Origin of the sequence: Nonomuraea jiangxiensis, from assembly GCF_900099965.1 — a bacterium.
GTDB lineage: Bacteria > Actinomycetota > Actinomycetes > Streptosporangiales > Streptosporangiaceae > Nonomuraea > Nonomuraea jiangxiensis.
This window is the reverse complement of record NZ_FNDJ01000004.1, coordinates 493909-514908: the sequence shown is the minus strand read 5'-3', so window position 1 is coordinate 514908 and position 21000 is coordinate 493909. Positions and strand designations below refer to the sequence as shown.

Below are 21000 nucleotides of genomic sequence, written 5' to 3'. Positions count from 1 at the left end.
TGGGACACGTCCTGTGTGCGATTCTCATCAGCGCTCCCGAGCTCGTCGATGACCTCATCATGACTCGGCGTCCGAGGGCCGATCACCTCTGTAGTTGCCGTGGCAGGCCCTCGGGGCAGGGCGTCACTCCCCTTCGGCACGCTCCTGCAGAACCCAGCCGTTGCCGTCGGGGTCGTCGAAGAAGACGAAGGAGTTCCACCTGCCGCCCGGCCCGTCGACGAGATCGCTGCCCTCGTAGTGCCGGACCGGGCTGACCTCCACCTGCCGTTCCACCAGCTCGGCCCTGGCTGCCTCGATATCGGGTACGACGATCTGCAGGCCCCTCACCGTGCCCGGCGGCGGGCCGGCGATCCCCGTGTTCAGGTGGATCGAACAGGCCGAGCCCGGAGGCGTCAGCTGCACCAGGCGTACGTCCTCGCTCACCTGGGAGTCGAGGTCGACGCTGAAGCCGACCTGCTCGCTGTAGAACTTCTTCGCCCGCTCCACGTCCGTGACGGGAATAGGCACCACTTCCAGCTTCCATTCCATGGAAGGTCCTTTCGGGTCGGGTAACGGGTTGCGGGAACAACCTCCTCTCGGGTCGCGACCCACTCTGCCCGGCCCGGCCACGGCGGGCCACCGGAACGGGGGACAGTAAGCTGCCGCGGCTTTCCGATTCCTGCCGCCCGCACCGGTTCCTGGCAGCCACGTGACCGGCACATCCGTACAAACCGGTACACCGCACAATCCCCCGTAGCGCGCCGGCCCGGCGATCAACCACGATACGAGGCAACGCGTCCGACACATCGAGGGAGCACCATGCGGTGGACCGTCAACTCCGAGCGAACCCTGTACCACGACCGATGGGTGCACCTCCTCGCCGCCGACGTGAGCGCGGGCGAGGGCCGCCTGGACCACCGGGTGATCAGGAGCCGTGACGGCGCCTCCGCGCTGGCCCTCGACCGGGGCCGCGTCCTGATGATGTGGCGGCACCGCTTCATCACCGACAGCTGGGGATGGGAGCTGCCGGGCGGCGGGATCGAGACCGGTGAGGACCCGGCCGACGCCGCCGCCAGGGAGCTGGAGGAGGAGACCGGCTGGCGGGCCGCCGCGCCGCTGCTCCCGTTCATCCGCCTGCGTCCCTTGCCGGGGCTGTCCACCATCAGGCACCACGTGTTCCGGGTGGATTCGGCCACGTACGCCGGCCCGCCGGTGGACGGGTTCGAGGCCGAGCGCATCGCCTGGGTGCCGATCCGCGACCTGCACGACCTCATCGACCGGGGCGACGTCTCCGAGGGCACCACGCTGGCGGCCCTGCTCCGCCTCCTCACCGTCCCACCGCAGGAAGGCGCATGACAGCGCCGGCAGGCGCATGACAGGAAGCGGCCCTCCACCGGCAACTTTCTGAATCCGGCTCGTCTGGTTCGCGGCTCGCCGCGCCCCGCACAGTGGTCGTGAAAAGAGTCCAACGACCCGGGAAAGAGCCGATCAATGCAACCTTCAGCCGCCAGACTCCGCCCATTGCCGTCGTACTCGCCGCCGCGTTTCTTACCGGACCGGGAGAACCTCAAAGTGGCGGTCATCGGTTTCGGTTATGTCGGTTCGTGCATCGCGGCGACGCTGGCCGATCGCGGCTTCGACGTCGTCGGGGTGGACACCGACCCCAGGCTGATCGACGAGCTGCAAGCCGGGCACTGCCGGTTCCACGAGCACGGGCTGCCCGAGATGATCTTCCGCGGGATGGCGGCGGGACGGCTGCGCGTCACCACCGACGCGGCCGAGACCGCCGGCGCCGACGTCGTGCTGATCACGGTCGGCACCCCGATCCGCGACGACGGGTCCCTGGCCGACGACCAGCTGCGCGCCGCCTGCCAGGGGCTGAGCCGCCACATCCGCCGCGGCCAGCTGGTGGTGCTCAAGAGCACCGTGCCGCCGGGCACCACCCGTGACGTCGTGCTGCCGCTGCTGGAGTCCGGCGGCCTGACCGGTGGGGTCGATTTCGGGCTCGCCTTCACGCCTGAACGGCTCGCCGAGGGCACCGCCCTGCACGAGCTGCGTACGTTCCCGATCGTCGCGGGCGGCCTCGGCGAGGACAGCGCGCGGGACGCCGCGGCGTTCTGGCGGCGTGCCCTGGAGGTCCAGGTGATCCCGCTGGACTCGCTGGAGTCCGCCGAGATCGTCAAGCTCGCCGACAACTGGTGGATCGACCTCAACATCGCCCTGGCCAACGAGCTGGCCAAGTTCTGTGCCCTGTACGGCGTGGACGTCCTGGACGTCATCTCCGCCGCCAACACGATCCCGAAGGGCAAGGGCAAGGTCAACATCCTGCTGCCCAGCGTCGGCGTGGGCGGATCCTGCCTGACCAAGGACCCGTGGATGGTGTGGCGCTCCGCCCGCCGACGCGGCGTGGACATCCTGACCGCCTCGGCCGGCCGCGAGGTCAACGCGGGCATGCCCGAGTACACGGCGGAGCTGATCCTCAAGGAGCTGGCCCGCGCGGGCAAGGACCCGGCGTCCTCGAAGGTGGCCGTGCTCGGCCTGGCGTTCAAGAACAACACCGGTGACCTGCGGGCCACTCCGACGGTGGGCGTCGTGACGGCGCTGCGGCGGGCCGGCGTCGACGTACGCATCTTCGACCCGCTCGTGGACCCCGTACGCGCCGAGGACCTGTTCGGCACGAAGCCCGCCGAAACCCTGGCCGAAGCCACCCGCGGCGCCGACTGCGTCGCCCTCCTGGCCCTGCACCGGGAGTTCCAGGACATCGACTTCTCGATGCTGCCGGTCGCGGACACGTGCCTGGTGCTGGACGGCCGGGCCTACTACTCCAAGGAGAAGATCGACGAGTTGCGCCGGCTGGGCTACCGCTACCGGGGGATCGGCAGGGGGGACTCGCTGGCCGGTCTCGACCGCGACCTCGACCTCCGCGAGCTGCCGGTGGCCACGCGCCTCACGGAGGTGGCGGCATGAGCCGGGCGGTGGTCACGGGCGGGAGCGGCTTCGTCGGCAGCCACCTCGTGGAGCGGCTCATCGCCCGGGGCGACGAGGTCACCGTATTCGACGGCGCGCCGCCGTCGGAGCCGCTGGCCAGGGAGCACGCCAGGTTCGTCGAGGGCGACGTACGCGACCCGGCGAAGCTCGCCGAGGCCATCGGCGCGGGCGTGGACGTGGTCTACCACCTGGCCGCCGTGGTCGGCGTGGACCAGTATCTGGCCAGGCCGATGGACGTCATCGACATCAACTTCACGGGCACCAGGAACGTGCTGGAGCGAGCCCACCGTACCGGCTCCAAGGTCGTGCTGAGCAGCACCAGCGAGGTCTTCGGCAAGAACCCCGCCGTGCCGTGGCGCGAGGACAGCGACCGGGTGCTCGGCCCCACCTCGGCCGACCGCTGGTCCTACTCCTCCGGCAAGGCGCTGGCCGAGCACCTGACGTTCGCCTTCGCCCGCCAGCACGGGCTGGCGGCGACGATCGTGCGCTACTTCAACGTGTACGGCCCCCGCCAGCGCCCCGCCTACATCGTCAGCCGGTCGATCCACCGAGCGCTCAACCGGCGGCCCATGGTGGTGTACGACCGGGGCGTGCAGACACGCTGCTTCACCTTCGTCGACGACGCCATCGACGGCACCATCCTGGCCGGCACCCGTCCCGAGGCGGTCGGCGAGTCGTTCAACCTCGGCAGCATGGCGGAGACCACGGTGGGCGAGGTCGTCAGGCTGATCGCCGAGCTGACGGGGTCGGAGGTGGCCGACGTCCAGGTCGACACCGGGGAACGGCTCGGGTCCGCCTACGAGGACCTGTCCCGCCGCGTACCCGACAACGCCAAGGCCCGCCGGATGCTGGGCTGGGACTGCCCGACCGAGCTGCGCGACGGGCTGATCAAGACCGTCGAGTGGGCGCGCTCCAGCCCGTGGTGGCTCGACCTGCCCGACAGCGGCACCTCCTGACCGGGCCCGTGGCGGCGAGCAGCAGCGCATGCGTCCTGACCTGGCCTCCGACAGCGCAACCCAGGAGATGTGACGGCCACCGCGCCGATGTGAGGATGCAGATGCGGCAGGGTGGGGCGGCCTCGCCGTACACCGGTTCTCCGGCGTGCGGCAGGTGGGGGGCACCCGCGCCGCATCCGGATCCCCGCTTCGCGAAGGTGGTTGGGCATGCAGGCTGCTGTCATCCCGGAGGTCAACACCGCGTGGGAGCTGCGCGAAATCCCCACGCCCCGGCCCGGACCGGGGGAAGTGCTGATCAGGGTCCGCGCGTCCGGGATCTGCTACAACGACGTGCTGATCTCGCGGGGCATCATCCCGTTCCCCGCCTTCAGCCCCGCCGTCATCGGGCACGAACCGGCCGGCGAGGTCGTGGAGGTGGGCGCGGGCGTCACCGCGCGCCGGACCGGGGACCGGGTCGGCGTCACCTGGATCCAGGGGACCTGCGGCCGGTGCGACTACTGCGCGCTGGGACTGCCGGTCTCCGGCCAGGCGGCCTTCCGCTGCGCGGCACCCGCGATGACGGGTCTCACCGTGCCGGGCGGGCACGCCGAATACCTGGTGGCGCCCGCGGACGCCACGGTGCTGCTCCCCGACGGCCTGGACTTCGAGCTCGCCGCGCCGGTGCTGTGCGCCGGCTACACGGCCTGGTGCGCCTTCAGCAAGGGCGCCCCGCGACCTCACGAGCGGGTCGCCGTCCTCGGCGTCGGCGGGCTCGGGCATTTCGCGCTGCAGTTCTCGGCGGCCGCGGGATTCGAGACCGTGGCCATCACCCGCTCCCCCGACAAGCACGCGGTCGCGCGTGAACTCGGCGCCGACCTCGTCGTGGGCAGCGGGGAGGAGCTGCTCGCCGCCGGCGGCGCCGACGTGATCCTCGTGACGGGCCCCTCGTACGCCGCCGCCACCGACAGCCTGCGCGGGCTCCGCCTCGGCGGCCGGATCGTGCTGGCCGGGATCGACGGCCTGGAACCGTTCACGATCCCGCCGGACCTGGCCAGGCCGTTCTTCGCGCAGGGGCAGCAGGTGCTCGGCGCCACCCATGACGGTCCCGGCTTCCTGGAGCAGGCGCTGCGCGTCGTCGCCTCGGGGAAGGTGACGCCGAAGGTGGAGGTGTTCGCCAAGGAGCAGGTCGCCGACGCGCTGGACAAGGTGGCCAAGGGTGAGGTCCGGTTCAAGGCCGTCGTTACCTACTGATAGGCGGAAATGCCATGAGAACCGACTGCCGGGTTTGTGGCGGTGAGGTGCGGGAGTTCGTCGATCTGGGACGGCAGCCGACGGCCAACGGCTTCCTCACGCCGGAGGAGGCGGACCGGGAGTTCTTCTTCCGGCTCGCCGTCGGCGTGTGCGGGCGGTGCGCGATGGTGCAGCTGATCGAGGAGGTGCCGCAGGAGCTGCGCTACCACGGCGCCTACCGGTACCACGCCTCCGGGTCCGCCGGCCATCGGCAGCATTTCGAGCAGAACGCCCGGCGCTTCCTGGACACCGAGCTCACCGGCCCCGATCCGTTCGTCGTCGAGATCGGCTGCAACGACGGCGTGATGTTGTCGGCGATCGCCGAGGCGGGCGTGCGTCATCTGGGCGTCGAGCCGTCGACGAACGTGGCCGAGCTGGCCCGGGCCAAGGGCGTGAAGGTGCTGACCCGGTTCTTCGACGAGACCACCGCCGCCGCCGTCCGTGCCGAGCACGGCGCGGCCGACGTCGTCTTCGGCGCCAACACGATCTGCCACATCGCGCACATCGGCTCGGTGCTCCGCGGCGTGGACGAACTGCTGTCGCCCGGCGGCGTGTTCGTGTTCGAGGAGCCGTACCTGGGCACCATCGTCGAGCGGACCGCGTTCGACCAGATCTACGACGAGCACGTCTTCTACTTCAGCGTGGCCTCGGTGCGGGCGATGGCGGAGCGGTTCGGGTTCGAACTGGTCGACGCCGAGCACATCCCGCTGCACGGCGGCGAGATCCGCTACACGCTGGCCAGGGCGGGCGCCCGTGTCCCCGCGCCGGCCATCGCCTCGCTGCTCGCCGACGAGGCCGCGCGCGGGCTGTCGGAGCCGGAGACCCTCGACCGTTTCCGGCGGACGGTGGAGGGCGTCAAGGACGAGCTCCTCGCGCTGCTGCGCGGGCTCCGCGCGGACGGGCGGAGCGTGGTCGGGTACGGCGCGCCGGGCAAGGCCACGACGGTCACCAACTACTTCGGGATCGGGACGGACCTGGTGCCGTTCGTGGTCGACTCCACCCCGTCCAAGCAGGGGCTGCTCGTCCCAGGGTCGCACCTGCCGGTGCGGGCGCCACACGCGTTCAGCGACCCGTACCCGGACTACGCCCTGCTGTTCGCCTGGAACCACGCCGAGGAGATCATGGCCAAGGAGCAGGAGTTCCAGGCGGCCGGCGGCCGCTGGATCCTGTACGCGCCGGAGGTCCGCGTCATCTGACGCACCAGCACGCACACTTCAGGGTGCCCCTTCTGGGAGGGGCACCCTGAATCGTGCGTGCTGCGGTCACACCGCCTTCAGGGCCAGGATCCTCTCGCGCCTGCGCCCGCTCACGCGGTCGCGTACCGCCTCGATGACCCGATCGACGTCGGCGTCGGTCAGCGCCTGGTGCATCGGCAGCAGCAGCGTGGCGGCCGCCGCGGCCTCGGCGCCGGGCAGCACGGCCTCCGACCCGTACGCCGCCACCTGGTGCAGCAGCGGATAGCGGAAGGTGGAGTAGATGCCGCGCTCGTAGAGGTCACGGGCGACCTCGTCCCTGACGCCGCCCTCGAACTGCACCCAGTACATGTAGTACGACGACTCGTGCCCGGCCGGCAACGGCGGCGGGCACAGCAGGCCGTCGAGCCCGGCCAGGCCCTCGTCGTAGCGCCTGGCGATCTCGCGCCTGCGGGCGATGAACTCCGGCAGGCGGCTCAGCTGGACGTTGCCCACGGCCGCGAGCACGTCGTTGGTGACCGAGCGCCTGGAGAAGGAGGTGACCTCGAAGTCCCACCACCGGGTGCGGGCACGCAGCGCCTGGTCATATCCGCTCTTCTGCTCCATGCCCAGGTAGGCCAGCTTGGGCGCGCGGGCCGCCAGCTCCGGGTCGCGGACGTAGAGCATCCCGCCGTCCACGGTCACGACGATCTTGCCGTGGTCGAAACTCCACACCCCCATGTCCCCGAACGTCCCGCAGGGCCGGCCGTCCACGCGGGAGGCGATGGCGATGGCCGCGTCCTCGATCAGCAGGATCCCGCGCTCGGCGCACAGGTCGGCGATCGCCACGACGTCGCCCGGGTAGCCGCCGTAGTGCAGGATGAGCACCGCCTTCGTACGCGGCGTCAGCACGGCCTCGACGTGGGCGACGGTGGGGTTCAGCGTACGCGGGTCGACGTCGCAGAACACCGGCCGCGCGCCGCTCGCGGCGATGGCGTTGCCCGAGCCGACGAAGGCCACCGTCGGCAGGACCACCTCGTCGCCCAGGCCGACCCCGGCCAGCTCCATCGCGATGAACGTCGCCTCGGTGCAGGAGTTGGTGGACGTGACGTGCTGCCGGCCGACGCCGAGGTGGCGCGCGAACCCCGTCTCGAACTCGTCCGTCCGCGCGCCGCGGCCGATCCAGTTGCTCTCGAACACCTCCCGCACGGCCGCCAGTTCCCGCTCCCCGAGCGCGGGCTGGAAGACATTGATCATGTTGGCCATCGATCCTCCCTGGGACATGACACGGGTGGCCCGGCCGGACGGCCGGGCCACCACTCTCTGGGGGCAGGCGTCAGGAAGCCGGTGTCGGCTGCTCCTCCTGCACCGCCTGCGCCTTGGCCTGCGCCTGCGCGGCCTCCCTGGCAGCGCCCATCGGCGGAAGCTGCCGCAGCATGACGACGGCGAGCACCGCGAGCAGGGCGAAGGCGACCGTGCACACCGCGGCCGTGACGACCAGCCCGGAGGTGAAAGCCGCGCGGGCGGAGTCCACGAGCGCGCGCCCGACCGTGGCGGGCAGCGTCTGGGCGACGCTCAGCGCGCCGGCGACGGTCTCGCCGGCGACCTGCCCGGCCGGCGTGCCGGCGATCTCCGCGGGGACGGTGACGTCACCGCGGTAGGCGGCCATGCCGATGCTGCCCATGAGGGCGATGCCGAGCGCCACGCCGAGCTCGCCGCTGGTGGACTGCAGGGACGCGGCCGAGCCCGCCTTCTCGGGCGGCGCCGAAGGCACGACCAGCTGGCCGACCAGCGGGCCCACGGGGGCGACGCCGAAGTAGACGACGGCGAAGCCGAGCAGCAGGTACGACAGCCCGGAGGCGACGCTGAGCTGCGTCAGCAGGCCCATGCCGATCGCGGCGATGACCATGCCGCCCGCCAGCACGTACGCGGGACGGACCTTCTGCGCCACGCCCTGGCTCACACCGATACCGATGAGCAGGGCGAAGACCGGCACCAGGATCCACAGGCCGGTCTGCAGCGGGGTCAGGCCCTTGACCATCTGCAGGAACTGGGACATGTAGAACCCGCTGCCGCCTTGGACGCCGGCGATCAGCAGGCCCAGCAGCAGGGCGCCGCCCACCGCGCGAACCCGGAACAGGCTCAGGTCGAGCAGCGGATTGGCCAGCTTGCGCTGGCGCACCGCGAACACCACGCCGAAGAGCACGCCGGCCAGCGCGATGAGCACCGGCGTGACCTCCCAGCCGACCCTGGCGACCTCCTTGAACCCGTAGATGAACGGCAGGATCGCCGCCAGTGAGAGGACCACGCTGAACGGGTCCAGCCGGCCGGACTGCGGGTTCTTGGACTCCGGCAGCAGCGCCGGCCCCGTCACCAGCAGGAGCAGCATGATGGGCACGGCGATGAGGAACACCGAGCCCCACCAGAACCACTGCAGGAGCACGCCGCCGATGATCGGGCCGAGCGCGACGCCCAGGGTGAGGGCGGAGGACCACACCGCGATCGCGGCGCCCCGCTGCTTGGGGTCGTCGAACATGCCCGAGATGAGGGCCAGGGTGGACGGCATGATCGTCGCGCCCGCGATGCCGAGCACCGCCCGGTAGACGATCAGCATCTCGGCCGAGGGCGAGAAGGCCGCCAGGATCGACAGCACCCCGAACACGAACGCGCCGAGCAGCAGCACCCTGCGCCGGCCGATCCTGTCGCCCAGCGTGCCCATCGTGACCAGGAACCCGGCGATCAGGAATCCGTAGATGTCGCTGATCCACAGCTGTTGCGTCGCGCTCGCCCCGAGGTCGGTGGTCAGCTGCGGTAACGCCAGGAACAGTACGCTGATGTCCATCATCGTCAGGAGCGTGGGCAGCGTCAGCACCGCCACGCCGATCCACGCGCGCCGACCGGCTGGTGCGGTCGGGGTGGTACCTGTCACTTCCATGATCCTCCTCACGAGGGCCGCGGTTCAGCCGAGCGGCCCGAGGGACCTGACTAATCGGCCGCACCTCCCAGGGCTCCGGAAGATGCGGGTGCGACTCTTGGTGACGACGCCATACAGAGAGTCATCGTCTCAGTCAGGCGGGTGTCAGGGCATCTTCCAGAGTGCGATGTGAGCGGCTGCGGGGCCCTCGTCCCGCCCGGAGGCTGCCCGTTTCCGGGCAGGTGACAGGGACGGCCGATCGGCTACATCGGCTACTTCGGCTACTTCGCCTTGAGCGACCTGTAGTGCGCCCGCTGGTCCTTGTCGAGGTGCTCCATGGCGTCGCTCAGCAGGAGGCGGGGCGCCACGGCGGCGTAACGGTCGAGGTAGGCCAGCAGGCGCGCCCGGTCATGCTTGCCCGCCTCGCGCAGCATGCCGCCGACGACCTTCTGCACCAGGTCGTACTCGTCGTTCACGAGGAGCTCGGCCAGGCGGAAGAGGTCGTCGAGGTCGCCCTTGCGGATGAGGGTCAACGTGGCGAACACGGCGATGCGCCGCTCCCACCAGTGTTCGGAGCGGGCCAGCTCGTAGAGCACGTCGCGAGGCTTGTCGAGCAGGTAGCCGCCGATCACCTGATGGGCGCTGACGTCGACCAGGTCCCAGTCGTTGATCCGGTCGGTGCGCTTCAGGTACAGCTCGAAGAGCTCCTTCTTGCGGGCCTCGGTGGTCTGCCTCTTGAGGAACTGCTTGCCCATGATGCTGACCGCGCCCACGCGCACCTCGTGGACCTGGCTGTCCAGCAGCTTGTCTATCTCGCCGGGCGGCAGGTCGACGAATTCCTTGGCCAGGTCGAAGACGTCTCTCATGCGTACGTTGAAGAAGTCGTCCTCCGCGCCGGTCCTGAACTGCCGCTCGACGTTTTCCCGGGCGAACGGCGAGCCGAGGGCCCGCAGCCTTTCGATGAACCGCTCAGCGCTGAGATCCGCTGGCATGTCGGCACTCCTCACGGTGGCGTGATCCATCCGGGCCGGGACTGTCGTCAAGCTATCACCGTACTGAACGGGATCACCGATTCCTTGTCGCAAAATGCTCGCTCCGGCCGTGGCTTCGGCACTCGCTGTGTGCGGAGTTGCCCGCCAGCGCACTCCTGAAGGTGCGGGTGACCTCGCCCACCGCCAAATCTGAACAGGCGTCGTCAACCCCGCCTTCCAGCTGTGTGGAGGAGAATTCATGGCCACCAGTGGCAACGTCACCATCTCCGAGGGCGATTACCTGCGGATCATCATTCACGGCACGACCGCGTTCGAGCTGCTGCGCACTGGTCTGGAATTCGACCTCTTCGAACAACTGGAGACGGCGGGCGGAATGACCCTCGCCGAAGTGGCGGCGGCGATCGGCGTGAAGGAGCAGCCGGCCCGCGTCCTGCTCCTCGGCCTGACCTCCCTGCTGCTGCTGGAGAAGGAGGGCGACAAGTACGTCAACAGCCGCCTGGCGCGCCGCAAGCTGCTGCGCTCGGGGGAACGTTTCCTCGGCCCCCTCATCGACATCCAGGCCCGGGTCATCAACGCCAGCCTGGTGGACTTCGCCGAGTCCATGCGGCGCGACACCAACGTGGGCCTGCGGCACATCAGCGGCCCCGGCACGACCCTGTACCAGCGGCTCACCGCCCACCCCGAGCTGCAGAAGGTGTTCTACGACAACATGGGCGACGCCTCGAACCGCGCGTTCGCCCAGCTCCTCGACTTCTACGACTTCACGCACATCCGGCACGCCATCGACATCGGCGGCGGGGACGGCACCAACAGCATCGAACTGGCCCGGCGTTACCCGCGGCTGGAGGTGACGGTGTTCGACCAGGAGAGCGTGACCAGGCTGGCCGCCGACCGGATCAAGGACCCGGACCTGCGCAAGCGCGTGCACTTCCAGGCGGGCGATCTGCTCGCCGATCCGCTGCCCGAGGGGGCGGACGCGATCCTCTACTTCCACATCTTCGAGATCTGGTCGCAGGAGCGGAACACCGAGTTGCTGCGCAAGGCCTACGACGCGCTGCCGGAAGGGGGCGTGTGCCTGGTCTACAACTTCACCTCCAACGACGCCGGCACCGGCTCGATGAGCGCCGGGCTGGTCTCGCCGTACTTCCTCACCCTGGCCTCCGGGGAGGGCATGGCCTACTCGCCGGACGACATGGAGCGGGCCGTCCGCGACGCGGGCTTCGCCCGTGTGGAGCGTTACCAGGACCTGGGCTTCAGTCACGCGCTCGTCGTCGGTCACAAGTAGGGGGTCGCCGGTGAACTCCGCCGAACCGATTGCCATCGTCGGGGTGGCCTGCAGATTCGCCGGTGGCGTGGACTCGCCCGACAAGCTGTGGAGCCTCCTGCGCGCGGGCGGCGACACCATCGGCGAGCTTCCTGACGGCCGCTGGGACTGGTACGCCTCCCAGGGGCGGGGACACGCCGCCGTGGTGCGGGACGTGCCCAAGCGCGGCGCGTACCTCGACGACGTGCAGGGGTTCGACGCCGACTTCTTCGACGTCACCCCGCGCGAGGCCGCGCTCATGGACCCGCAGCAGCGGATCGTGCTCGAACTGGCCTGGGAGGCTCTGGAACACGCCGGTATCTCGCCACTGGGCCTCGGCGGCAGCGACGCCGGGGTGTTCATGGGGGTGGGCGCGGACGACTACGGCCGCAGGCAGCTGGAGAACCTCCCGGACATCGAGGCGTGGACGGGGATCGGCAGCGCCTACTGCGCGGTGGCCAACCGTGTCTCCTACCACCTGGACCTGCGCGGCCCGAGCATGGTGGTAGACACGGCCTGCTCGTCCTCGCTGGTCGCGACCCACCTGGCCGTGCAGGCGCTGCGGGCGGGAGAGTGCCCGCTGGCGCTGGTGGGCGGCGTGCACGTGATGGCCGCCCCCGGGCTTTCCGTCGTGCTCGACGCGGCGGGGGCCACGGCCCGCGACGGGCGCAGCAAGTCGTTCGACGCGGGCGCGGACGGCTACGGGCGCGGCGAGGGCGGCGGCGTGGTCGTGCTCAAACGGCTGTCGGACGCCCGGCGTGACGGCGACCGGGTGCTCGCGGTGATCCGGGGCAGCGGCGTGCACCAGGACGGCCGGACCAACGGCATCATGGCGCCCAACGGCGAGGCGCAGGCCCACCTGATGCGGCGGACGTACGAGGCCGCCGGGATCGACCCGGCCACGGTCTCCTACGTGGAGGCGCACGGCACCGGGACCCCGCTCGGCGACCTGCTCGAAGCCGGGGCGATGGCCTCGGTGTTCGGAGCCGGCCGCCCCACGGGACGGCCCTGCCTGATCGGATCGGTCAAGCCGAACATCGGTCACCTCGAAGCCGGCGCCGGCGTGGCCGGGGTGATCAAGGCGGTGCTGGCGCTGCACCACGGCGAGATCCCGCCGAACGTGGGCCTGCGCACCCCGAACCCCGCCATCGCGTGGGACACCTCCGGCCTGCGGGTCGTCACCGAGCCGACCCCCTGGCCGCGCGCCGGGGAGCCGCGGCGGGCGGGCGTGTCCGGGTACGGCTACGGCGGCACGATCGCGCACGTCATCCTGGAGGAGGCCGACCGGCCGGCCACGAGGACCGAAGGAGACCGCGGCCCCGCCCTGTACCCGCTGTCGGGCGCCTCCCTGGAGGCGGTCCAGCAGTACGCGGGCCGCCTGGCCGACCGCCTGGCCGACGACCCCGGGGTGAGCACGGCGGACGTCGGGCACACGCTGGCGCACCGGCGCGCCCACCTGCCGCACCGGGCCGCGGTGTTCGCGGCCGACCGCGAGCAGCTCGTCGCGCGGCTGCGCGAGCTCGCCGGGGCGGGCACGGAGTCGGCCACCGGACGGGTGCTGCCCGCCACCGGGCGCGGGCTGGTCTGGGTGTTCTCCGGGCACGGCTCGCAGTGGACCGGCATGGCCCGCGAACTGCTCGCGCGGGACGCGGTGTTCGCCGAGGTGATCGACCGGCTGGAGCCGATCTTCAACGCGGAGATGGGCCTGTCGCCCCGCGCGGCGATCCTCGACGACGAGCCGCAGCCGGTCGACGTCGTACAACCGATGATCTTCGCGCTCCAGGTCGGGCTCGGCGCGGTCTGGCGGGCCTGCGGCGTACGTCCCGACGCGGTCGTCGGCCACTCGGTCGGCGAGATCGCCGCCGCGGTCACCGCCGGCGCGCTCACCCTCGAACAGGGGGCGCGGCTGGTGTGCCGGCGCTCGGTGCTGTTACGCCAGGTGCTGGGCAAGGGCGCCATGTCCATGGTGAACCTGACCCCCGACGAGGCGGCCCGCCGGCTGGGCGACCGCCGCGACGTGGCCGTGGCGGTCGCCGCCGCGGCGCACTCGGCGGTGATCTCCGGCGACATCCCGGCCGTCGCCGAGGTCAGCAGGCAGTGGCAGGCCGAGGGGCTCACCGTCCGCCCGGTCGCCTCCGACGTGGCCTTCCACAGCCCGCACATGGACCCGCTGCTCGACGACCTGGCCACGGCCGCCGCCGACCTGCCGCCGCGCCCGCCCGCCATCCCGCTCTACTCCACGGCGCTGGCGGACCCCAGGTCCACCGCGCCGCGCGACGGCGCCTACTGGGCGGCCAACCTCGGCCGCCAGGTACGGTTCGCGCAGGCGGTGACGGCCGCCGCCGAGGACGGGTACCGGCTGTTTCTGGAGGTCTCCCCGCATCCCGTGGTGGAGCACTCGATCAACGAGACGCTGGACGCGCTCGGCATAGAGGACGCCTACGCCACGCACACCCTGCGCCGCAACCGGCCGGAGCGGGAGACGCTGCTCGCCAACCTGGGCTCCCTGTACTGCCACGGGCTCGACGTGGACTGGTCGGCGCTCTGGCCGGACGGCACGCTCGCCGACCTGCCGACGACGGCCTGGCGGCACCGGCCGTACTGGACCGAGGACCCGGCCAGCCGCTCGTTCCTCACCGGGCAGCACGACCCGGCCGGCCACACGGTGCTGGGCGGGCGGATCAACGTGTACGGCACGACCCCGGCGCACGCGTGGCTGACCTATCTCGACCACGACTCCCGCCCCTACCCCGGCCGCCACCCGGTGCGCGAGGTGGAGATCATCCCCGCCGCGGTCCTGCTCAACTCGTTCCTCGCCGCGGCCGCGGCCACCGGTCCCTGGCCGGACCTGACCGACGTGGCCCTGCGCGTGCCGGTCAGCCTCACCCAGCCCCGCTACCTGCAGGTCGTCGTGCAGGACGACACGGTCAGGCTCTCCTCCAGGATCGCCGACGACACGGCGAGCGACACCGTGGATCACACGGGCTGGCTCACGCACACCACGGCGGCGATCGAGGCGCACTCCGGCACCCGCGCGCCGCGCGCCTCCGGCCGCGCGGCGGCGGAGCGGGAGGCGGTCGAGGAGCTGCCCACCGGCTTCGTGATCGACCGGCTCGCCGAACTGGGGGTGGCCGCCATGGGCTTCCCGTGGGTGGTGGAGGACCTCAGACGCGGCCCTGGCAGCCTCGTCGCCACGGTCCGCGCCGACGGCGCCTCCGACAGCGCCCCCGGCAGCGCCCCCGACGGGGCTCCCGAAGGCGCGTCCGACAGCGCCTCCAACGAGGCTCCCGAAGGCGCGTCCGACGGCGCGTCTGACAGCGCGTCCGGCGATGCGCCCGCCACGTGGGCGGCCATCCTCGACGCGGCCCTGTCGACCGCTTCCGTGGTGTTCCCCGGGCCGCCGATCCTGCGCATGCCCGCGCACATCGACCGCGTCACCCTCTCCCCCGGCTCCCCGGCCCGCGCCCGCATCACGGCCCGGGTGACCGGCGAGAACGTCCTGGACGTGGAGATCACCGACCTGGACGGCGTGGTCCTGGGCCGGCTGGACGGCCTGCGGTACGGCGTGCTGGACGGCGATGCCGGAGCGGTCGCCAGCCCACGCCGCCTGGTGCACCAGATCGCCTGGCGCCCCCTGGAGCGCACCGGCACCGCCGAGGTGCCGAACCTGGTCGTCGTCGGCCCCGAGTCGGCGCTGCTCAGCAGGCTCACCGGAGGGTTCGGCCTGGCGGGCGTGCCCTACCGGACCGCCGCCCGGCCGGACGACCTGCCGGACGACGAGCTGACCGGTGACAGCACCGTCCTGGTCGTGCCCCCGCCCGGCCTGGCCGGCGACGTGGGCGAGAGCGCGGTCCGCGCTTCCTGGCTGCTGGCGCGGACCGCGCAGCGGCTGGCGGAGACCGGGCTGACCACCCCCGCCCGGCTGTGGTGCGTCACCGAGGGCGTACGCGAGGGCGCCGGCGAGACGGGGCTCGGGCAGGGGCCGCTGTGGGGCCTGGGGCGGATCATCGGCGGCGAGCACCCCGAGCTCTGGGGCGGCGTCGTCGATCTCGGGACGAGCCCGGCCGACGTGTTCGGGCTGCTCGACGTCCTGCGTTCCGTGCGCGGCGAGGACGTGGTCGCCGTCAGGAACGGCGAGGTGACGGTGCCCCGGCTGTGTCACGTGGACGGCGAGCCCGTCCGGCCGCCGGCGGCCTGCCGCCCGGAGGGAACCTACCTGATCACCGGCGGCCTCGGCGCCCTCGGCCTGGAGGTCGCGCACTGGCTGGCGGCCCGCGGCATGCGGCGGATCGTCCTGACCGGCCGTACGGCGCTGCCGTCCAGGGACCTCTGGGACGAGGTCACCGACCCGGAGACGCTGGCGCGGATCACCGCGATCAGGTCGCTGGAACGGCTCGGCGTCACCGTGGTCACCGTGGCGCTGGACATCGCCGACGCGGTGGCCGCGGCGAAGCTGCTCTCCCCCGCCGCGCTCGGCCTGCCCCCGATCCGGGGCGTCGTGCACGCCGCCGGCGTCCTGGACAACCGCATGCTGCGGAACCTGGACCAAGAGTCCCTGCGCACGGTGCTGCGGCCCAAGGTGGACGGCGCGCTGGTGCTGCACGAGCTGTTCCCGCCGGGCAGCGTGGACTTCTTCGTGCTGTTCTCCTCCTGCGGCCAGCTGCTCGGCCTGCCCGGTCAGGCCAGCTACGCCGCCGGCAACGCCTTCCTCGACGTGCTGGCCGCGCACCGGCGGGCCCTCGGCGACTCCGCCACGACCAGTTTCGGCTGGACCTCGTGGCGCGGGCTGGGCATGTCCACCTCCTCCGCGGCCATCGACATCGAACTGGCCGCGCGCGGCACGGCCGACGTCAGCCCCACCGAGGCGTTCGGCGCCTGGGAGCTGGCCGAGCGGTACGACCTGGACTACGCCGCCGTCCTGCGCACCATCCCGCTCGAACCGGGCGACAGCCGGCCGCCGCTGCTCAGCGAGCTGCCGGTGGCCGCGCCTGCCGAGGAGGCCGCGGGCGAGCCCTCGGCGACCCCGTGGGCCGGGCTGCGCGGGGACGAGCTGCACGCGGTCCTGGTCCAGGAGATCGGCCGCGAGGTCGCCGCCGTGACCAAGCTCTCCACCGGCGAGGTGAACCCGCGCAAACCCCTGGCCGAGATGGGACTCGACTCGGTCATGACCGGCCGGATCCGGCGTGTCCTGGAGCGCCGGTTCCGGCTGCAACTGCCCGCGACGCTGCTCTGGGACCGGCCCACCATCGACGCGGTCGCGTCCCTGCTGGTCGAACGGTTGGAGGAGGACACGTGACGAAGCTCGACGGCGTGGTGCCCTGGCCCTCCGATCTGGCTCACGCCTACCGGGCGGCCGGTTGCTGGCAGGGCCGGACCCTGGGGTCGTACCTGTGGGAGTGGGCCGAGGAGCGGGGAGACAGGATCGCGGTGATCGACGGCGATCACCGGCTGACCTATCTCGACCTGGCCGTGCGCGCCGACGTCCTGGCCGAGCGGCTCTCCGCGCTCGGCCTCGGCCGCGGCGACACCGTCCTGGTCCAGCTGCCCAACTGCTGGGAGTTCGTGGTGACCACCCTGGCCTGCTGGCGGCTCGGGGTGGTGCCGGTCATGATGTTGCCGCCGCACCGCGAGTACGAGCTGACCTCGATCGGGGCGCACGTACGAGCCGGCGCGCTGATCGTCCCCGGCCTCTGGCGGGGCTACGACCACCAGGAGCTCGCGCACCGCGTGCGCGAGACGTTGCCGCACCCCGCGCGGGTGCTGGTGGTGGGCGACGACGTACGGCCGGACAGCGTGGACGTGCGCGCCATGCTCCAGACGGACCGGGACGTGGAGGCCCGCCGCCACCGGCTGGACCGGCTCGCGCCCGCGCCCTCCGACGTGGCGGTGTTCCTGCTGTCCGGGGGGACCACCGGCGTGCCCAAGGTGATCGGCCGGACGCACGACGACTACCTCTACAACATCCGGCGGTGCGCCGCGGCCTGCGGTTTCGGCCACGACACCGTGTACCTCACGGTGCTGCCGGCCGGCCACAACTTCCCGCTGGCCAACCCCGGGATCCTCGGCGCGCTGTACTCCGGCGGCCGGGCGGTGCTGCTCCCCTCCCCCCGCCCCGACCTGGTGTTCGAGGCCATCGAGGAGGAAGGCGTCACCGCGACGTCGGCCGTGCCCGCCGTGGCGCTCAAGTGGATGGAGGCGGCCGCCACCAGCGGGCGCGACCTGTCCAGCCTGCGGCACGTCCACGTCGGCGGATCCATGCTGTCGCAGGAGGTCGCCGCCCGGATCGGGCCGGCGCTCGGCTGCCGGCTGCAGCAGGTCTACGGCATGGCCGAGGGCCTGATCTGCTACACCCCCGTGGACGCGCCGGACGAGGTGGCCCATGCGACGCAGGGCTCCCCCATCAGCCCGTTCGACGAGCTGCTGGTGGTCGGCCCGGACGACGTCCCGGTGCCGCCGGGGGAGGCCGGCGAGCTGCTCACCCGCGGCCCGTACACCCCGCGCGGCTACTACGGGGTGCCCGTCCAGAACAGCGTCTCGTTCACCCCCGACGGCTGGTACCGCACCGGTGACCTGGTGCGGATCACGCCCGAGGGCAACGTGGTGGTGTGCGGCCGGGTCAAGGACCAGATCAACAGGGGCGGCGAGAAGATCTCGGCCGGCGAGATCGAGATGCTGGTGCAGGAGCTGCCGCAGGTGGCCGAGGTCGCCGCGGTGGCGATGCCCGATCCGGAGCTCGGGGAGCGGGTGTGCGTGTTCGTCCGGCTGCGCCCGGGCCACGAGCTGACGCTGGCGGAGGCGGCGGCCGCTCTGACCGCGCGTGGCCTGGCCGCCTTCAAGATCCCCGAGCGGCTGGAGGTGCTGGACGACATCCCGCACACGCCGGTCGGCAAGCCGGACAAGAAGGCGCTGCAGAAGCTGCTGCTCAACCGTCTGTGACGCTCGCCCGGTCCTCGCGGGTGGCCAGCACCCCTTCGAGTTCGGCGGCGAACTCGAAGGGGTGCGTCACGTAGCCGACGTGCCCGCCGGGGAAGTGCACGATCTCCAGGCCGATCCGCTCCGACAGCACCGTGTTGGGGCGGTAGGGGAAGTGCTCGTGCCCGATGCTCCCGTTGCCCAGGACCAGCCGGTCCGACATCGTCCTCAGCAGCGGGATGTCTGGCAGGTACGCGGGGTAGGTCCGGATCTCGTGCTCGAACCAGAACACGTGGTTGCGCCGGATCCTGGCCAGCATCGCGGCGAGCTGGTCGGGAGGCAGCTCGACCTCCTTCGGCGGCCGGGTGGGGGCGTTCATGCCCATGGCCTCCAGGAAGACCGCCCGCGCCGCCTCCACTCCGGAGCCGCGGTAGGTCTCGTACAGGTCGGCGTAGAAGGCAAGCCACCGCCCGGAGTCGGGCAGCACGGAGGCCAGCGGCGGTTCGTGGCAGACGAGCGTACGGACCCGCTCCGGATAGCGCTCCAGCAGGGCGAGCGCGACGATGGCGCCCGAGCTGCTGCCGAACACGTGCGCCGGGGTCTCGGCGAGGTGGCCGAGCAGGCGGTGCGCGTCGTACGCGTCCAGCTCGATCCGCAGGTCGTCGTCCACCGGCCCGTTGACCGGGCTGCGGGAGAAGCCGCGCCGGTCGTAGGTGATGACCGTGTAGCGCTCGGCGAGCGCGTCAGCCATCGGGCCGAACGGCGTGGCGTCGCCGTTCCCGCTGGGGATGATCAGCAGGGCCGGGCCCGCCCCGCGCACCTCGTAGTAGAGCTTCGCGCCCGGCAGGGCGAGCCTGCCGCTCACCGGTGGATGCATCGGTCCTCCAGAATGCCTGCGGAATCGAGCGGAGCTCCTGGCAGCCGCGGGATCGCCAGGAGCTCGGGGTCCGATCGGCGCCGGTCACAGCGCCTGCGCGCTCAGCGGCGGCGGTGCTGCGCGGTCAGCCTCTCCAGGGAGGGCACGATGTCGGCGGGGCTGGGCAGGGACAACCATTCGTCGTAGACGGCCTGCGCGCCGAGCTGGTACGACGGGTCGCTCGTGACCTTCAGGATGAGCTCGCGGATCTCGTCGACCGACTGCGTCACGTGGTTCAGCCGGGCGCCGGCGCCCCGGCTGAGCACGTAGTCGGACGTCGGGGTCGCCTCCAGCTTCTTGTTCGGCAGCTCCCAGGTGGTGACCGTCTCGACGACGTCCTCGTTGACGCCGAACTCGAAGCCGACGCGGTAGGTGCCGTCCTCCATGGTGCGCGGGTCGACCTCGACCGGCTGCATCATCAGGGTCTCGCCGGTGTCGCAGACGATCTGCGGCACCTTGGCCGCGCAGGCCGCCGCGAAGGTGCCGATGCCGCCGTGGTGGATGATCGCCGAGCACGTGGGGAGCAGGTTGGTCAGGGTCACCCATTCGATGATCCGCACGTTGTCCGGGACGTCCTCGATGCCCTCCAACTGCAGGGTGTTCAGCGTGGCGATCACCTCGACGTCCAGGTCGGCCACCGCGTCGAGGATCTTCGGGGAGCGGCCCCAGTCACCCTTGATGAACCTGCGGGTGGACTCGCCGAGCGTGAGGGCCACCCGGGGGCGCTCCGGCTTCGCGTAGAGCCACTCGGGCAGCACGTCGACTCCGGTGAACGGCACGTACCGCATGGGCAGCTTGATGGTGCTGGTCGGCAGCCGCATGCCCGGCGGCATGGGGTCGAGCGACCACTGCCCGTGCAGCAGCTCGTAGTCGGCCTCCGTGCCGTACTGCTCGGCCAGCGGCCTGACCAGGTCGGCGTGCGGGTGCTCGGCCAGGCCCGCTGACACGAGGTCCTGCCTGCGCTCGGCCAGCCTGTCCATGCTCCAGGCCAGGTAGTCAGGGCCGAGCAGGAAGCGGGCGTGCGCTGCGCCGCTGGCCCGGGCCGCCACCGCTCCGCAGCCGAACGTGGGGTCCCAGATCACCAGGTCGGGCTGCCAGGCCCGGGCGAAGCCGACCAGCTCGGCGGCGTAGGGCAGGTCGACCCTGACGTAGTCCGAGATCGGGTTGAGCAGCCACTGGAAGTAGGCGATCCAGTGCTCGCGCTCCTCGTCGTCGAGCTTGAGCACGTCGGCGTAGCGCAGCACCTCCTCCGGCCGCGCCGGAGCCTTGGCGTCCGGCCGCATCCGCGCCTCGTCGATCGACGGGTCGCCCAGCGCCACCGGGGTCAGGCCGGCGACCTTGATCGAGTCGGTGAACCTGGCGTGGGACGCGACACGGACCTCGTGCCCCGCGCTCTGCAAGGCCCAGGCGGTCGGCACGATGGGCCAGAAGTGGGCGTGCGACGGGTAGACGGTGAACAGCACTCGCATAGGTCACCCCTTGGAAAGGATCATCCCTGTGTGGTCCGGTGATGCGATACCGGGGCCTCGAGAATTGTCAGCGAGCGGTCGACCGGGCACGTGTGACACTTCTCCGCTCCAGGCTCCCCCACGGAGGCCG

At 71.8% G+C, this 21000-nt stretch carries 14 protein-coding genes; 8 read left to right on the top strand and 6 right to left on the bottom strand.

The features are described from left to right. Positions 1-123: 123 nt before the first annotated feature. Complete coding sequence (locus BLS95_RS11710; protein WP_090930923.1) at positions 124-528, bottom strand: VOC family protein; 405 nt, start codon at positions 526-528, stop codon at positions 124-126. A gap of 270 nt (positions 529-798) precedes the next feature. On the opposite strand from BLS95_RS11710, the gene BLS95_RS11705 reads away from it, so the two are divergent. The 5 genes from BLS95_RS11705 (at position 799) to BLS95_RS11685 (ending at position 6388) form a co-directional block, all read left to right on the top strand. Beyond that, positions 799-1335 (top strand): NUDIX hydrolase, encoded by a 537-nt coding sequence (locus BLS95_RS11705; RefSeq protein WP_090930922.1) that lies wholly within the window; start codon positions 799-801, stop codon positions 1333-1335. A 216-nt stretch (positions 1336-1551) separates the two neighbouring features. Next, positions 1552-2946 carry a nucleotide sugar dehydrogenase gene (locus BLS95_RS11700; RefSeq protein ID WP_245764987.1) on the top strand — a complete coding sequence of 465 codons (1395 nt, stop codon included), beginning with the start codon at positions 1552-1554 and terminating at the stop codon, positions 2944-2946. Beyond that, positions 2943-3923 (top strand): NAD-dependent epimerase/dehydratase family protein, encoded by a 981-nt coding sequence (locus BLS95_RS11695; RefSeq protein ID WP_090930920.1) that lies wholly within the window; start codon positions 2943-2945, stop codon positions 3921-3923. The genes BLS95_RS11700 and BLS95_RS11695 overlap by 4 nt, the downstream gene beginning before the upstream one ends. 207 nt (positions 3924-4130) lie before the next feature. Further along, entirely contained in the window at positions 4131-5153 is a 1023-nt protein-coding gene (locus BLS95_RS11690) for an alcohol dehydrogenase catalytic domain-containing protein (RefSeq protein WP_090930919.1), read from the top strand. A 14-nt stretch (positions 5154-5167) separates the two neighbouring features. Continuing rightward, entirely contained in the window at positions 5168-6388 is a 1221-nt protein-coding gene (locus BLS95_RS11685) for a class I SAM-dependent methyltransferase (RefSeq protein ID WP_090930918.1), read from the top strand. Positions 6389-6454: 66 nt separating this feature from the next. Here the strand turns inward: BLS95_RS11685 and BLS95_RS11680 are convergent, their stop codons facing one another. From BLS95_RS11680 to BLS95_RS11670, 3 genes are all read right to left on the bottom strand, one after another. Beyond that, complete coding sequence (locus tag BLS95_RS11680) at positions 6455-7630, bottom strand: DegT/DnrJ/EryC1/StrS aminotransferase family protein (RefSeq protein WP_090930917.1); 1176 nt, start codon at positions 7628-7630, stop codon at positions 6455-6457. A 70-nt stretch (positions 7631-7700) separates the two neighbouring features. Further along, positions 7701-9299 carry an MFS transporter gene (locus BLS95_RS11675; RefSeq protein ID WP_090930916.1) on the bottom strand — a complete coding sequence of 533 codons (1599 nt, stop codon included), beginning with the start codon at positions 9297-9299 and terminating at the stop codon, positions 7701-7703. Positions 9300-9559: 260 nt separating this feature from the next. Beyond that, positions 9560-10270, bottom strand: a complete 711-nt coding sequence (locus BLS95_RS11670; protein WP_090931045.1) for a DNA alkylation repair protein — start codon at positions 10268-10270, stop codon at positions 9560-9562. 238 nt (positions 10271-10508) lie between these two features. Between BLS95_RS11670 and BLS95_RS11665 the strand changes: the two genes are divergently transcribed. Genes BLS95_RS11665 through BLS95_RS11655 form a run of 3 tightly spaced genes read left to right on the top strand, consistent with a single transcriptional unit; the run spans position 10509 to position 18509 of the window. Beyond that, positions 10509-11555: a methyltransferase gene (locus tag BLS95_RS11665; RefSeq protein ID WP_090930915.1), complete on the top strand. Its 1047-nt coding sequence runs from the start codon at positions 10509-10511 to the stop codon at positions 11553-11555. A gap of 10 nt (positions 11556-11565) precedes the next feature. Further along, the gene (locus BLS95_RS11660) at positions 11566-16869 is read left to right on the top strand and encodes a type I polyketide synthase (protein ID WP_090930914.1); all 5304 of its coding nucleotides are present in this window, start codon (positions 11566-11568) and stop codon (positions 16867-16869) included. Next, entirely contained in the window at positions 16866-18509 is a 1644-nt protein-coding gene (locus BLS95_RS11655) for a (2,3-dihydroxybenzoyl)adenylate synthase (RefSeq protein ID WP_090930913.1), read from the top strand. The genes BLS95_RS11660 and BLS95_RS11655 overlap by 4 nt, the downstream gene beginning before the upstream one ends. On the opposite strand, the gene BLS95_RS11650 is transcribed toward BLS95_RS11655, so the two are convergent. Continuing rightward, a complete protein-coding gene (locus BLS95_RS11650) occupies positions 18496-19362 on the bottom strand; it encodes an alpha/beta fold hydrolase (RefSeq protein ID WP_218135694.1) in 867 nt (288 codons plus the stop codon). The genes BLS95_RS11655 and BLS95_RS11650 overlap by 14 nt on opposite strands. A gap of 101 nt (positions 19363-19463) precedes the next feature. Further along, positions 19464-20870, bottom strand: a complete 1407-nt coding sequence (locus BLS95_RS11645; protein ID WP_090930912.1) for a nucleotide disphospho-sugar-binding domain-containing protein — start codon at positions 20868-20870, stop codon at positions 19464-19466. Positions 20871-21000 lie beyond the last annotated feature (130 nt).